This is a genomic window from Caulobacter sp. GW821-FHT11E10 (genome assembly GCF_058808375.1).
The window spans coordinates 112767-127480 of the sequence record NZ_JBXARP010000002.1; the positions used below are offsets into that span (position 1 = coordinate 112767).

At 69.1% G+C, this 14714-nt stretch carries 9 protein-coding genes and 2 pseudogenes; 3 read left to right on the top strand and 8 right to left on the bottom strand.

Annotated elements, in window-relative coordinates; translation table 11 throughout:
* Positions 1–256: 256 nt before the first annotated feature.
* The 3 genes from AC1RRV_RS03640 to AC1RRV_RS03650 form a co-directional block, all read right to left on the bottom strand.
* Positions 257–520 (bottom strand): helix-turn-helix domain-containing protein, encoded by a 264-nt coding sequence (locus AC1RRV_RS03640; RefSeq protein ID WP_492858220.1) that lies wholly within the window; start codon positions 518–520, stop codon positions 257–259.
* 78 nt (positions 521–598) lie between these two features.
* Positions 599–1051: a hypothetical protein gene (locus tag AC1RRV_RS03645; protein ID WP_492858221.1), complete on the bottom strand. Its 453-nt coding sequence runs from the start codon at positions 1049–1051 to the stop codon at positions 599–601.
* A gap of 25 nt (positions 1052–1076) precedes the next feature.
* Positions 1077–3899 (bottom strand): ATP-dependent DNA helicase, encoded by a 2823-nt coding sequence (locus tag AC1RRV_RS03650; protein WP_492858222.1) that lies wholly within the window; start codon positions 3897–3899, stop codon positions 1077–1079.
* A gap of 58 nt (positions 3900–3957) precedes the next feature.
* Between AC1RRV_RS03650 and AC1RRV_RS03655 the strand changes: the two are divergent.
* Both AC1RRV_RS03655 and pdeM read left to right on the top strand, forming a co-directional pair.
* Positions 3958–6519: pseudogene (locus AC1RRV_RS03655) on the top strand (ligase-associated DNA damage response DEXH box helicase).
* Complete coding sequence (gene pdeM, locus AC1RRV_RS03660; RefSeq protein WP_492858223.1) at positions 6516–7223, top strand: ligase-associated DNA damage response endonuclease PdeM; 708 nt, start codon at positions 6516–6518, stop codon at positions 7221–7223. The pseudogene AC1RRV_RS03655 and the gene pdeM overlap by 4 nt, the downstream one beginning before the upstream one ends.
* Positions 7224–7239: 16 nt before the next feature.
* Here pdeM and AC1RRV_RS03665 read toward each other — a convergent pair whose 3' ends face one another.
* The 4 genes from AC1RRV_RS03665 to AC1RRV_RS03680 all read right to left on the bottom strand — a co-directional run bounded on the left by AC1RRV_RS03665 (position 7240) and on the right by AC1RRV_RS03680 (position 12434).
* Positions 7240–7701, bottom strand: a complete 462-nt coding sequence (locus AC1RRV_RS03665) for a DUF3429 domain-containing protein (RefSeq protein WP_492858224.1) — start codon at positions 7699–7701, stop codon at positions 7240–7242.
* Between the two features lie 3 nt (positions 7702–7704).
* Positions 7705–8481, bottom strand: coding sequence for a TIGR02186 family protein (locus tag AC1RRV_RS03670; RefSeq protein ID WP_492858225.1), 777 nt, complete (start codon positions 8479–8481; stop codon positions 7705–7707).
* Positions 8478–9401, bottom strand: coding sequence for a sulfite exporter TauE/SafE family protein (locus tag AC1RRV_RS03675; protein ID WP_492858226.1), 924 nt, complete (start codon positions 9399–9401; stop codon positions 8478–8480). The genes AC1RRV_RS03670 and AC1RRV_RS03675 overlap by 4 nt, the downstream gene beginning before the upstream one ends.
* Positions 9402–9512: 111 nt before the next feature.
* The gene (locus AC1RRV_RS03680; RefSeq protein ID WP_492858227.1) at positions 9513–12434 is read right to left on the bottom strand and encodes an SEL1-like repeat protein; all 2922 of its coding nucleotides are present in this window, start codon (positions 12432–12434) and stop codon (positions 9513–9515) included.
* 209 nt (positions 12435–12643) lie between these two features.
* Here AC1RRV_RS03680 and AC1RRV_RS03685 point away from each other — a divergent pair, with 209 nt between their 5' ends.
* On the top strand, positions 12644–12859 hold the full coding sequence (locus AC1RRV_RS03685; protein ID WP_492858228.1) for a hypothetical protein: 216 nt from the start codon (positions 12644–12646) through the stop codon (positions 12857–12859).
* On the opposite strand, the pseudogene AC1RRV_RS03690 reads toward AC1RRV_RS03685, so the two are convergent.
* Positions 12856–14519, bottom strand: a pseudogene (locus AC1RRV_RS03690) (phosphatidylglycerol lysyltransferase domain-containing protein). The gene AC1RRV_RS03685 and the pseudogene AC1RRV_RS03690 overlap by 4 nt on opposite strands.
* Between the last annotated feature and the right edge of the window lie 195 nt (positions 14520–14714).

A 14714-nucleotide genomic window follows, 5' to 3' on the forward strand; every position in this document is an offset into this window, starting at 1 on the left:
GTTTCTATAATCGTTCGAAATCTCTCAACCAAAACAACAGTCAGTGATCACCGTTCGATCAGTCGCCACTACGGGCGATTTTAATGCTCCGGGATTGGTCAACATATTAGATTAATGTGACTGCGCGGCCCGCCATAACTCAGTGACCCGCGGAAACTTGGCCACGATCGACGGCCTATGCTTTCGAAGGCTCCCGCGAGTCTGCGCTCGGCGCGAGCCATCGCGGAAGGCGCGGGCTTGAGGATTGAACGAACGATCAGCGCTCGAAGGGCGCCAGCGCCTCGCGCACCACCTCGGGCGCATGGTCGATGACCCGCAGATAGGCCGTCAGGGCGGCGTCGGGCCGCGCATCGCCGTGTTCCAGATCCTCCAGCAGCGCCGGGTCGATGTGGAAGACCTTTGCAAAATCGCGTTGTGACAGGCCGCTGCGCCAGCGTACCGCCTGAACCAGGGCCCGGGCCGAGCGGACGCGCGCGGGGGTGGCGGCTTCATCGATCGCGGGGTCGGCGGGTCTGATCATGGTACGCTCCTGAACTCGCTCCCAAAGGACGGGAGGCGTTCTAGGCCCGGACCGTTGCAGAATTTCGACGGCTTTGAGTCAGCGCGGAGTCGTCATGGCGCGCGCCTTGGCCTCGACCAGGTCCACCCCGCGCAGGGCGTCGCCGGACGCCTCCAGCATCTTGTCGAACGCCCGCAGGTCGCCATTGCCGATCCGCTTGATCCTTTTGTCGCGTGACCATTCCAGGCCGATCAGCTGGCCCAGGCGGCAAGCCTTGGGCAGCAAGGCCGACTGCTCCTTGGGACCGCCCTTGACCAGCAGCTTGCCGACGAAGTCGTTCCAGTTCGGCGAGCCGGGGAAGCAGGTCGGCAGGTGGTCGCAGTGCCCTGTCCAGAAACGCTTGTACCAGCGGGCGTGCTGGGGCGTGTCGTAGCGAAGATCGGCGCTGGGCGCGATCGCGCCCCGGCAATCGGCGCGCACGAACTCGTCCGCCTGCGCGACATTGGCGGCCAGCAGCGTGACAGCGACGATGGGACCGGCGATACGGACCAAGAATGTCTCCAGCCAATGAGCGTTGTTAGGTCGGCGTCTTCGACAAGAATGCGGCCGTCGCCTCGATCGCATCGACAAGCCCCACCCGCTCGATAGTGACGCCTTCCGGCAAGCTTGAGAACAGGCGGGTTGGCGCGGCGGCGTCCAGCATGACGAAGACCCCTCGGTCATCGGCGCGGCGGATCAAGCGGCCGAAGGCCTGGCTGATCCGGGCCCGCGCCACGGCGTCGTCATAGCCCTTGCCGCCGAAGCGCTGGCGACGGGCCTTGTGCAGCACGTCCGGACGCGGCCAGGGCACGCGATCGAAGACCAGCAAACGCAAGGAGCGGCCCGGAACGTCCACGCCATCGCGGATGGCGTCGGTGCCCAGCAGGCAGGCGTCCTCCTCGGCCCGGAAGATGTCGACCAACGCGCCGACCTCCAGCGGGTCGACATGCTGGGCGTAGAGGGCGAGGCCCTGGTCGGCCAAGGGCGCGGCGATGCGCTCGTGCACGGCCTTCAGGCGGCGAATGGCGGTGAACAGCCCCAGCCCCCCGCCTCCGGCGGCCAGGAACAGCTCGCGCATGGCGGCGGCCACCTGGCGCGGGTCCTCCTTGTTGACGTCGGTGACGACCAGGGCCCGGGCATGGTTCTCGTAGTCGAAGGGCGACACCAGCCGCAGCACCTTGGGCGCGGTCGGCAGGCGCGCCGCGCCGGTGCGCATCTCGGCCAGGGCGAAGGGGTCTTCCAGCGCCGGGTCGACCAGGGTGGCGCTGGTCACCAGCACGCCGTGGGCCGGCGACAGCACCGCCGCGCGCAGGGGCTCGGTCGGGTCCACCCAGTGACGACGACAGGCGGCGTCGACGACACGACCATAGAGGAAGGTCGCCTCGAACCAGTCGACGAAGTCGGGATCCGTCGCCGCCGGATCGACCTCGTCGTCCTCGACGGCCTTCAGGATCGAGCGCCAGGCCGGCAGGGTCATGCGAGCGCGACGATCCAGGCCGCGCAGAGCGCCTTCGATCCGGGCGCGCTCGGACGGAGCCAGGTGTTCGGCCTCCTCGTCCAGCACGTCTTCCAGGGCGCGGGCCAGGGCCAGTAGCGGCGCTTCGATGGCGGCCAGGGCCTTGGCCGCTTCCGGCGCGCGCTCACGGACGAGGTCGGTGGCCGGACGGGCGTCGCATTGCAGGCCAAGGTCGGCGCCGCGATCGCTGGTGCGGGCGCGCAGTTGCTCGATCACCGCGACCAGGAAGTTCTCGATCGGCCCGATCGGATTGATCTGGCCATCGGGCGGCGCGACCCGGCCCGACCAGCCCTCGCCCGGCAAGGCCGCGGCGGCGTGGATGGCCTGGGTCATCGCCCCGCGCGCGCCCTCGCGATCGCCCAGGATGTCGAGCAACCTCGCCTCGAGCCCCCGCCCGCGCCGACCACGGCCCTCGGGGCCCCGGATCCAGCGGCGCAGCTCAGCGGCCTCGGCGCCGGACAGGGCCGCGGAAAACGCGCTGTCGGCGGCCTCGAACAGGTGGTGCCCCTCGTCGAAGACGATGCGCTTCAGGCTGGTGGTCTCGTTGTCGCCTTTCAGACCCCGCGCCGTCCGCGCGCCGTCGAAGGCGGCCTGGGTCAGGACCAGGGCGTGGTTGGCGATGACGATGTCGGCCCGCTTGGAGGCTCGCACGGCCTTTTCGATGTAGCAGATCCGATAGTGCTGGCAGCCGGCATGGATGCACTCGCCGCGCCGGTCGACGAGGTTCGAGGGGCTGGCCTGGGCCGACGGCGGCACGGCCGACAGTGTCGGCAGCCAGGCCGGGAAGTCGCCCCCGGTCATGTCGCCGTCGCGGGTCGCCCGCGCCCAGCGCGCCGTGAGGGCCAGGCCGATAAGATCGCCATTGCCCAGCTGGGCGCCGTTGGTCTGCTCCTGGAAGTTCAGCATGCAGAGATAATTCTCGCGCCCCTTGCGGACGACCGCCTTGCGGGCCCGCTCCTTCGGATCGGGATAGATCGACCGGCTCTCGCGCTCGATCTGGCGCTGCAGGGCGCGGGTATAGGTGCTGATCCACACGGAAGGGCCGTTGGCCTCGGCCCACAACGAGGCCGGGGCCAGGTAGCCCAGGGTCTTGCCCACGCCGGTGCCGGCCTCGGCCAGCATCATCCGGGGCTCGCCCTCGCGCTCGCGAGGCTGGAAGGCGTAGGCGGCTTCCTTGGCGAAGGTGACCTGGGCCTCGCGGATCTCCTCAAGACCCGAGCGGTGCAGCAGTTCGGCGAGGCGCTCGCCGGCGCGTTCGGGATCGATCGGCCGCGAGCCGGACTCGCCGGGCGGGGCCTGATCTTCCCACTCGGCGATACGGGCCCAGACGTCCAGGCCCGAGCCTCGAAACTGATTGCCGGCCTGGACCGAGCGCAACGCCCCGATCGCGGCGGGTCCCCACGACCAGCCGGCCTTGGCCAGGGTCTCGGCGACGGCCAGGGCCTCCTCGCGGGAAGGAACCGGCGCCATGGCCAGCTCGCGCAGCAGGGCGTCGGCGCTTTCACGCAGGCTCTGGGCCTGCTCGGACGCGCCATGCGGTTCGGCCAGACCCAGCGCCATGGCCAGGCCCACGGCCGACGGCGCGCAGAAGGTCGCCGGACGGACGAAGGCGTAGAGCTCCAACACGTCGAACAGGCGCGGATGGCGTGAGGGCGGCGACAGGTTCAAGCGACGGGCGGTCATGGCCGCGTGGGCCACCAGCACCGGGCCGTGCTCGAACAGGTCGCGGGCGTCCGGCGCGCGCAGGATTCGCCCCTCGCCGCCGCCATCGGCCATGCCGGCGCGCGGCCCGGGCAGGACGACCAGGGCCGGGGCCAGATCCAGAGTCGGCGGGAAAGCGGTCACGTGAGTCTGTTAGCAAAAGCCGGGTGAAACAGAAAGGGAACATGCTATATCGCGAGGAATGCTCGCGGCTGACGCCCTTCCCCCCAAGTTCCGAGATTGGTTCGCCGCTCGCGGCTGGAGCCCGCGTGAACACCAGCTGGCCATGCTGGAGAAGGCCCGCCAGGGGCGCGGCGCCCTGCTGATCGCGCCGACGGGCGGCGGCAAGACCTTGGCCGGCTTCCTGCCCAGCCTGATCGAACTCGCCGAACGCCCGCCACGCAATACCCCGGCCGGGATCCACACCCTCTATATCTCGCCGCTGAAGGCCCTGGCCGTCGACGTCGAGCGCAACTTGCTGACCCCCATCCGCGAGATGGACCTGCCGATCGTGGCCGAGAGCCGCACCGGCGACACCGGCGAAAGCCGCAAGGCCCGCCAGAAGATCAAGCCGCCGGACATCCTGCTGACCACGCCCGAGCAGCTGGCGCTGTTCTGCGCCTGGGAAGGCGCGCGCGACTACTTCGCCGACCTGCGCTGCGTGATCATCGACGAGGCTCACGCCATCTGGCCGTCCAAGCGCGGGGACCTGCTGGCCCTGGGCCTGGCCCGCCTGCAGCAGTTCGCGCCGACGATGCGGCGGGTCGGGCTGTCGGCGACGGTGGATGATCCGGACCTGGTGCGAAAATGGCTGGGGGTGAACAACAATCCTCCCCCAAGCGGGGGAGGTGTCGGCGCAGCCGACGGAGGGGGAAGCTCGTCCGCCCTGGCCACTTCCCCCTCCGGCGCTGCGCGCCACCTCCCCCGCTTGGGGGAGGATTTCTCGATCGACCTCGTCCTCGGCTCGGGCGGCGCCCAACCCGTCGTGGAAGTCCTGGTTTCAGGCGGACGCGTGCCCTGGGCCGGCCATACGGCCGAGCACGCCATGGCCGAGGTCTATGAGATCATCAAGGCGTCCCAGACGGCGCTGATCTTCGTCAACACCCGCTTCCAGGCCGAGTTCGCCTTCCAGCGCCTGTGGGAGCTGAACGAGGCCGACCTGCCGATCGCCCTGCACCACGGCAGCCTGTCGGCCGAGCAGCGGCGCAAGGTCGAGGCCGCCATGGCCAAGGGCGCGCTGCGGGCCGTGGTCTGCACCTCGACCCTGGACATGGGCATCGACTGGGGCGACGTCGACCTTGTCATCCAGCTGGCGGCGCCCAAGGGGGCCTCGCGCATGGTCCAGCGGATCGGGCGGGCCAACCACCGCCTGGACGAGCCCAGCCGCGCCCTGTTCGTGCCCGCCAGCCGCTTCGAGATGCTGGAGTGCCGCGCCGCCGCCGACGCCATTCTCGAGAATCACCTGGACGGCGATCCGCCGCGCATCGGGACCTTGGACACCCTGGCCCAGCACGTCATGGGCTGCGCCTGCTCCGAGCCCTTCGACCTGATCGCCCTCTACAACGAGGTCCGCTCGGCCGGTCCCTATGCCGAGCTGTCGTGGGAGGACTTCGAGACCGTCGTCGACTTCGTCTCGACCGGCGGCTACGCCCTGCGCACCTACGACAAGTTCCGCCGCATCGTGCGCAACGAGGACGGCCTCTGGACCGCCCGCAACGCCCAGGCCCGCCAGCAGCACCGGATGAACGTCGGCGCCATCGTCTCGCCTGGGATGATCAACATCCGCATCGGCGGCGGGAAGCGTCCCATGGGTGGGCGCAAGATCGGCGAGGCCGAGGAAGGCTATTTCGAGCAGCTGACACCCGGCGACACCTTCATCTTCGCCGGCCAGGTCTGGCGGTACAACAGCATGGTCGGGGCCGACGCCTTCGTCAGCCCCGCGCCGAACGACGACCCCAAGATGCCCAGCTGGGGCGGCTCGAAGTTCCCGCTCTCGACCTATCTGGCCAGCCGTGTACGCCAGATGATGCACGACGAGCGCGAATGGACCGCCCTGCCCCCGGACGTCCAGGAGTGGCTGGCCTGGCAGAAGATCCGCTCGGCCATCCCCGGGGACGGCGAGATGCTGCTGGAGACCTTTCCGAACGGGAAGCGGTTCCACATGGTCTGCTATCCGTTCGACGGCCGCCTCGCCCACACCACCCTGGCCATGCTGCTGACCCGGCGGCTGGATCGCCTGGGCGTCGGACCGCTGGGCTTCGTCTGCAACGACTACGCCCTGAACCTTTGGTCGCTGCGGCCAATGGATGGTCTGGATCTCGACGAACTGTTCGCGCAGGACATGCTAGGCGACGACCTGGAGGCCTGGCTCGACGAGAGCTTCATGATGAAGCGGGCCTTCAAGCACTGCGCCCTGATCGCCGGCTTGATCGAGCGTCGCCATCCCGGCGCCGAGAAGTCCGGACGACAGGTGACCTTCTCCACCGACCTGATCTACGACGTGCTGCGCAAACACCAACCCGACCACCTGATGCTCCGCTGCGCCCGTCAGGACGCGGCCACCGGCATGCTCGACGTCGCCCGGCTCGGAGACATGCTGGCGCGCGTGCAGGGTAACATCCGCCACATGCCGCTGGATCGCGTCTCGCCGTTCGCCGTACCGATCATGCTGGAGATCGGCCGCGAGCGCGCGCCGGGCGACGCCGCCGGCGAGATGATCCTGGCCGAGGCCGAGAGCGACCTGATCGCCGAGGCCATGCGATGACCCGCTTCCAGCCCTCCATCTGCGGCGGCCTGCGGATCGCCCTGTCCAATGTCGAGGTCATGCTGCGCTGGTCCGGCGCCCTGTGGCTGGAGACCGAGCGGACCCTGGTGGTCGCCGACCTGCACTTCGAGAAGGGCAGCAGCTACGCCGCGCGCTTCGGCCAGATGCTGCCGCCCTACGACACCCGCGAGACCCTGGACCGCCTGGACCGCGAGATCGCCCTGCTCTCGCCCGAGCGGCTGATCTTCCTGGGCGACAGCTTCCACGACGGCGGCGGCGAGGCGCGGCTGGCCGACGATGACGCCCGACGGCTGGCAGGCCTGGCCGTGGGTCGCGAACTGGTCTGGGCCGTGGGCAACCACGACGCCGACGGCCCCAAGGTCCTGCCCGGCGAGATCATCGACGAGGCGGTCATCGCCGGCCTCACCTTGCGCCATGAACCCCTGCCCGGCGTGCAGCTGGGCGAAGTCGCCGGCCACCTGCACCCAGCGGCCAAGGTCACCAGCGGACGGGCCACGATACGTCGCCGCTGCTTCGTCACCGACGGCCAGCGCCTGGTTCTGCCGGCGTTCGGCGCGTTCACGGGCGGCCTGAATATCCTCGACGAGGCCTTCTCGAACCTGTTCGCGGGTCCGCTCCTGGCGGGCGCGCTGGGCCCCAAGCGGGTGCACGCGGTCGGAATGAAGTCTCTACGGCCGGACTAGGCGGCCGCAAAAGGCGCTACATATGCAGCGCCTGCTCCAGGGCGAAGGCCAGGGAGATGGCGGCGCCGGCGGTCATCAGGGTGCGCATGCGCGGACGCCAGGTCGGGCCGTCGTGGTCGGTCACGTCCCAGACCCATTGCAGCAGGAAGACCAGCAGGAAGCCCGAAAGCTGCCAGGCCGGCTCGAACTTCAGCTCGCCCAACAACAGACCAAAGCCCGCCAGCGGAAACAGTAGCGAGATGCCCAGCACCGACCAGCGCGGGCTGGGGTGCTCGATCTCGAGCCCGGTCCGCACGCCACCGAAATACGAGACCATCGCCGCCGAATAGGCGAGCAGCGCGATCAGAGACGATTTCTGGATAGCGGCCGGGCCGTAACAGAACAGCACCGACGACGCGAAGAAGGGAATGAGAGTCGAAAGACCAAATACCCATACCGCCGGAGGTACCGGCGTCCGCCCGCCCACGGACTCGTTCATGACTCAACTCCTTCGGAAGGCGACCGAAGCCGCCCACCCTGCCCCGAGCGCGACTATTACCGACACGAGCCCATAGGTCCACGGACGATCTTTCGCGAAAACATACAGCGCGCGTTCGGCCCCGGCCTTTTCGACGACGAAAGTGCGGTCGCGGATCGACACTGGCTTGCCGTCCTGGAACAGCACGATCCGCGCCGTGTATTGCCCGATCGGCGCCTCGGCCGGCAAGTCCAGCTGGGCGCGGAACAGGCCTCGGTCGACGAAGCGGACGCCCTTCGGATCAGCCTCATAGAGGCCGGCCGTCTCCTTCAGGCGGATCACGGCGCGCCGCCAATCCAGATAGTCCGCGCCCAGTCGGCTGACCACGACGTCGCGCACGCCGTAGCGCGTCTCGACGCGCTGCTCCAGCGGCGCGGCGATGGCCAGGTGCTCCAGGCCCGCGCCCAGGTGGCGCAAGGGCGCGAAGCCGGCGATGTCGGTGAGCGGGCGCGTGGAAGCCACGTGGTAGAAGCCCGGCGCGCCACGGAACACCACCGGGCGGCTGTTCAGCCACAGTCCGGCGACCTGGGTCTTACGGGCGATGCGGATCGGCGTTTCCGGACCGCGCACGATGACCACGATGTCGCTGGGCCGGTCCTTGGGATCAAAGACCGCGCCGTACAGCACGATCCGCGCGCCTCGGAAGCCCGAGCTGACCCGGATCTCGGTATCGGTCAGGGCGGCCGAGACGGCCGGGGCCGGCGGGGCTTGAACCAGGGGAATCGGCGCGGGCGGGATCATCGCGCCGTCCCCGTCATGATGACGAAGGCTTCGTCGGGCCGGATGAACAGCTCCGCGCCCATGCGCAGGCCGACCAGCAGCACCAACAGAGCCAGCAGCGCCCGAAGCTCCTCGGCGCGGAACCGGCCCGAGGCCCGCGCGCCCAGCTGGGCGCCGATGACGCCGCCGATCAGCAGCAAGGTGGCCAGCACGATATCGACGGTCTGGTTGCGGCCGGCCTGCAGCACGCTGGTCAGCGAGGTGGTGATGACGATCTGGAACAGGCTGGTGCCCACCACGACCGGCGCGGGCATGCGCAGCAGATAGATCATGGCCGGCACCAGGATGAAGCCGCCGCCCACGCCCATCACCGCCGACAGGATCCCGACGAACACGCCCAGCAGGATTGGTGGAATGACGCTGATATAGAGCCGCGAGCGCGGAAACCGCACTTTCAGCGGCAGGGCATAGAGCAATAGAGGCCGACGATCGCGGCGCGGCTTGGGCGGTTGGCCGCTCCGGCGACGCAGGATCGCGCCGACCGACTCGGTCAGCATCAGACCGCCGATGACGCCCAGGAACACCAGATAGGATACCGACACCGCCAGGTCGGCCTGACCGATCAAGCGCAGCCAGCGGAACACCTCGACGCCGATGAACGAGCCGATCGCCCCGCCGCTGGCCAGCACCCCGCCCATGCGGAAGTCGACCACGCGCTTCTTGCTGTAGGCGATGACGCTGGAGACGGACGACGCGGCGACGTGATTGGCCTCGCTGGCCACGGCCACCACGGGCGGGATGCCCATGAACACCAGCACCGGCGTCATCAGGAAACCGCCGCCGATGCCGAACAGTCCCGAGATGAAGCCCACGAGCCCACCCAGCGCGACCAGCAGCAGCGCGTTCACCGAGACCTCGGCGATGGGAAGGTAGAAGTGCAAAGCTCGCGCGGCCCTTGCGGCGTCGGGGAGATCCCTGATTGCCGGGTGGGGACGGCAGGGTCAATCGCGGCTAGCAGATCCTCCCCTCTCGAGGGGGAGGATCAAGAAGGCTTAGCGCGCGTAGACCGCCAGGCGGTTCAGCGTCTCGCTGTCCATGCTGCCCGAGGCCGGCAGGCCCTGGTCGCGCTGGTAGGCGGCGATGGCCATGCGCAGGGCGGGCGAAGCGACGCCGTCACGCGGGCCTTGGTAGTAGCCCAGTTGCGACAGCACCCGCTGGGCGACGCCCAGATTGGCGTTGGCGGCCTGAGAGGCCGGAGCCAGGCTGGCCGTTTGGGCTTGCGTCTGCGCCCGGAAGGCCAGGGCCGAACGATCGGCGGTCTGTTGAGCTTCGGCCGTCAGTTGCGAGCGCAGCGCCGTGGCGCGGCCACGAGCCGTGGCGTCACCGGCGCGGCCGGCGATCACGTACCACTTGTAGGCCTCGGCCGGGTTCTGGCTGACGCCGAGACCGCCTTCATAGAGCTGGGCCAGGTTGAACTGGCTGTCGACCAGGCCGAGATCGGCGGCCTTGCGGAACCAGGTCGCGGCGGTGGTCACGTTGCGCGGGCCGCCCTCGCCCTTGAAATAGTAGAGCGCCAGGTTGTGCATGGCGCGCGGGTCACCGCCGGTCGCGGCGCGCTCGCTCCAGCGGCGGGCTTCCGGCATGTCCTGCTTCACGCCGCCCTTGCCGCTCTCGTACATCTTCGAGAGGTAGAACTGGGCGGCCGGGTACCCGCCGTTGGCGGCGCGCTTGAGCACTTCGAGGCCCGAGCGGTCGCCGGTCTCGATCTTGCGGACGCCGTCCTCGAACAGAGCCTTGCCGTTGTCCAGCGCGGCCGGGGTCACCGGGGCGTCGGCCTGAACCGTCGTCGGCTGACCGGTGGTCAGGGCCACGGCGGCGCGCGGCGCGCCCGGTGTGGTGTCGGCTTCCGGACGGGTGACCTCGACGTCGGCCTTGCGACCGGCGATCGCCTGGGCGACGCGGGTCGGGGCGGCGCCCGAACCATCGGTGTTGAGCAGCAAAAGGCCGCCCACGCCCGCGCCCAAGGCGCCGGCGCCGCCGAAGACCATGAAGGCCGTGGCGACGGTCGCGCCGAGGCGGGCCTTTGATTTCTTGCTGGCGAAGCCGCCGAAGCCGCTGAACAGCGACGAGCCGGACTTCTTCTTGTCGCCCTTGGCCGGCTTGGCCTTGCTGGCGCTCTTGGCGTCCGAAGCCGCGGCGGCGCGAGCGGCGGCGCGGGCCTGCTCGATGATGTCACGGGTCGACAGCGGACGAGCCGGTTCGGCCGGCGCGAAGTCGGAAACCTCGGGCTCGACCTCGTAGCGCGGCGCTTCCGGCTCGAAGCCGTCGGCCAGGGCGTAGTCTTCGTGGCCGAAGCTGCGCTCTTCAGGCTCGGAGGCCGGGAACTCGGCGACCTCGAAGGCCGGCGCGCGCGACGGCGACGGCGGGGCGTCGAAGACGTCCTCGTCTTCGTGCGCTGCGTGGTCGTGGGTGTCGTGGCTGAACGAAGCGGCCTGGCTGAAATAGGTCTCGTCGAACGGTGACACGGCCGGCGGGGCGGCGCGGGTCGGCGCGGGGGCCGGGGCCGGCGCTTGCTCGAGCTTCCGTTGGGTGTCGTGCAGACGCGTGTCGATCTTGTCGCGCGCTTCCTCAAGCATGCGGAGCGTGCGCTCCTCGCTTTGACGGATGCGGTCGACCAGCTCCTGGCTGGAGCGCTCGTGGCGTTGGTTCAGGCGCTCGGTGACGCGGGCGACCTGCTCGCCGACGTCGTCGATGGCCAGGGCGTTGCGGCGCTCGGCGCTGCCGATGCGCTCGGCCAGCTTCTCGGTGATGCGGGCGATCTCGCCGCCCAGCTTTTCCAAGGCTTGAGCCTGGACGCTGTCGTTGCGGTTCAGCTTGTGCTCGACGGTGGCGGCGATACGGGCCACCTCGCCGCCGACTTGCTCGATGGCCGTGGCGTTACGGCTCTCGGCGGCCTGGACGCGGCGGTTGAAGGCGTCGGCGACGCCGACGACCTCGCGGCCCATCCGCTCGATGGCCTGGGCAGAGCGCTGCTCGGCGACCTGAACGTGGGCGGCCATTTCGCCGAGCTTGCGCTCCATGCGGTCGAAGCGGCCGTCGGCGCTTTCGCGCAGCTTGGCGGCCATCTCCAGACGCGCGGCTTCCATCTTCTGGCTGAGGCTGGCGGCCAGGCTGTCCAAGCGTTCCTGCACGCCGGCGACCGGATTGGCGCCCTCGACGGCGCCCAGGCGCTGGTCCAGGGCCGAGAACGACGAGCCCAGTTCGCGCAGGGCGTCGCTGGTGCGGGTCTCGGCGGCTTCAAGGCGCTCGCCCAGGCGGGCCACGACGGCGTCGACCAAGGCGTTCGGATCCTGCGGCGAGGCCGACTGTTCGTTGATGCGGGCTTCCAGCGCGGCGATCGCGTCGCGGGTGCGGGCTTCGCCCTCGTAGAGATGGCCGGCGACCTTGCCCAGGGCCCCTTCCAGGGCGCGCAGAGCCTCGACCGAACGCGGTCCGGCCGCCTCGGTCTCGATGCGGCGCACACGCTCGACGGCGCGGGCCTGCTCGGTCTTAAGCTCGTCCACAGCCCCTTCGAAACGGGCGGCGACGGAAATCTGTTCACGCTCGGATTGTCCCAAACGCGTGAGCGCGTCGCGGACGGAATGGTCGATGCCCGAGATGGCGGCGGCGTTGCGGCCCTCGGCCGCCTCGATGCGCTGGGTCAGGCGATCCAGGGCGATGGCCACCCGGCCGACTTCATCGGCCGGGTGTTCGGCCATTTCGATGCGCGGCGGCGCGTCTTCCTTGACGATTTCCAGATAGGCGCGGTTAGGCGCGCTCTCGGAACCGAAGTCCGGAACTTGACCATCACCCTCGATGATCATTCGATTGAGCCACTCGCCCAAAGTCATGCCGGAGCGACGCGCGAGGTCTTTAGCGACCTCTCGTGCCTTGGGGTCGATCCCCTTTACGCTCCATGGCGATGCCGCCGTCATGCGAATCGATCTCCCCGCATCTAAGGGGAAACGCTAGTCATCGATTCCTAGATAGTAAACGCGACGAAAACGCCAGATGTAGTGGTCACGCGGTTCACTGTGGAGGAATCGGGACAGAGTCTTAACGTTCTGTAGCGCGCTTGAAAAGCAAGAGGGTTAACGCACGTTAACTATTTGCCAGGCGGATTGTCGCAGGCCTAGAAGCGGCCATGGACCTGACTCTGACCCTCGGCGCCGCGGCCGTGTTTCTCGTTCTCGCCGTGGTGTGCGGCTGGCTCGGCGCCCGTCCGATCAATGTATTAAAGGGCCCGCGGATGATTCCGTGGCGCCCACTGATGATGGTCTGCGTGGTCGGTTTGATGCTGATGCTGGTGCATCTGGCGAACCTTCTAGGCGTCCAGACGGGCAACCAACCGCGTTACTAGGTCGCGGCTAGTTCTGGGCCTTCTTCGGCCGTTTCGCGAGCCCCGACATCCCTCCGGACGACAGCAAACCGATGTCGGCGAGCAGAAAAGGGATGGCCCACTTCTGGGGCGCGGCAATGTAGCGCGGCTGCCAAACGGGGTCATACTTGTCCTTGTAGCGCCGCACGCCCTGGAAATTGTAGATCTCCTCGCCGCGCTCATAGAGTAGCCGGCCCACGCGCGACATGATCGGGGCCAGGCGGCGATCCTCCAGCCCGGCCAGCGGCGCGACGCCGAATTCGAACGCCTGGTAGCCCTCGTCCTTGCCCCACTGCAGGAGCTCGACGAACAGGTAGTCCATGACGTTCTTGGGCGCCTCGTCCGAGTAGCGCATCAGGTCCATCGAGAACGAGGTCCGGCCGGACGTCGTCCACAAGGTGGCGAAGGCGACGATCTTCCCCTCCTCGCCGCGCACCACCGCCACCGGGAACTCGGCGACATAGCGGGGGTCGAAGCCGCCCATCGAGAAGCTCTTCTCGCCGCCGGCGTGATGGCCCAGCCAGGAATCGGAGATCGCCTTCAGCTCGTCCATGATCGCCACGGCCGCGCCGACGGGCAGGACCTCGAAGGCCGCCCCGCCCTCCCCGGCCTTGCGCCAGTTGCGGCGCAGGACTTCGCGGCGTCGGCCGACCAGGCTGAAGGCCTCCAGCGGCACGGCGGCGCTCTCGCCGGTCTTCTGGATCGCCAGGCCCAGGTCGACGGTGTCGGGCAGGTCCTCGGGGCCGAGGCTGTAGAAGCCCGCGCGCGCGGCATGGGCGTCGGCCAGCTCGCGGAAGCGCCAGAACAGCTCCATGCGCTCTTCATACTTGCCGACCGGTGGCCCGAGCGCGATCCACGAGCGCCCGCGCACGCCGAACATCAGGAAACTCTCGCCCGAGGCCGAGAACAGGAAGCGCTTGTCGCCCAGCAGCGCGAGGTTGGCGCTGGGTTCGGCGTCCTCGGCCTTGGCCAGGATCGCGCGGACCCGGTCGAAGTCCGGATCGGTGTCATCGACCACGGGCGGCGTGGCGGCGGTGGCGACCAGGCGCCAGACGCCCACGGCCAGCAGGGCGATGGCGGCCGCCACCGACGAACGGATGGCCCGGGCGGCCTCGTCATGGTCCTGCAGCACCCGGATCCAGGACTTGTCGGCGAATTCGGTATGGTGGAACGACCACCAGCCCAGCACGCTGGCGCCGACGATGGCCGCGGCGGCCGACAGAAGCCAGCCGGGCGTGATTTCCATCTTGGTCAGGGCCGCCTTCCTCGGGAAGGCGTCGTGGAACGGCAGGATGGCCAGGAAGCAGAGCGACAGCATGGCCGTCTCTTCCCAGTTCAGCCCCTTGAAGATCGCCAGCACCGCCGAGGCGGCCAGGACGATCAGGGCCGCCCACCAGGCCGCGCCCAGGCGCGCGCGCAGGCCGAACGCCAGCAGCAGCAGAACCAGGCCCAGGATCGAGGAGAAGAAGTGGCTGATCTCGATCAGCAAGTCCGGCGCGAAGGCCAGCAGCAGCAGGAACCGGGTCGGCTCCGAGGGCGTCGCGCCCGAGGCCAGCAGCATGACCCCGGCCGACGCCGTGAAGATCGCCGCCAGGGTCGGGGCCATCGCCAGGGCCGCTGGCCTGTAAACTGTCGAGGACATCCAGATCCCGAAACGACGAATCCCCAGCGGGATCCAGCAGCTCGCCTTTCTATACCTCGCAAACCGCGACATGGTCGCGGGCGATGATGCGAACGATCGTTTGAATCAACTTGCCCGCGCCGTTTCGAGGCGTAGTGTGTCCGCCGAACGGCGCGCCCGACGCGTCGAGAAGACGGTCCGCTTAGGGAGAAGAGA

Excerpts from the sequence above, each read along its gene's own strand:
- AC1RRV_RS03640 (WP_492858220.1), bottom strand. The coding sequence starts at position 520 with ATGATCAGACCCGCCGACCCCGCGATCGATGAAGCCGCCACCCCCGCG.
- pdeM (WP_492858223.1), top strand. The coding sequence starts at position 6,516 with ATGACCCGCTTCCAGCCCTCCATCTGCGGCGGCCTGCGGATCGCCCTG.
- AC1RRV_RS03665 (WP_492858224.1), bottom strand. The coding sequence starts at position 7,701 with ATGAACGAGTCCGTGGGCGGGCGGACGCCGGTACCTCCGGCGGTATGG.
- AC1RRV_RS03670 (WP_492858225.1), bottom strand. The coding sequence starts at position 8,481 with ATGATCCCGCCCGCGCCGATTCCCCTGGTTCAAGCCCCGCCGGCCCCG.
- AC1RRV_RS03680 (WP_492858227.1), bottom strand. The coding sequence starts at position 12,434 with ATGACGGCGGCATCGCCATGGAGCGTAAAGGGGATCGACCCCAAGGCA.
- AC1RRV_RS03685 (WP_492858228.1), top strand. The coding sequence starts at position 12,644 with ATGGACCTGACTCTGACCCTCGGCGCCGCGGCCGTGTTTCTCGTTCTC.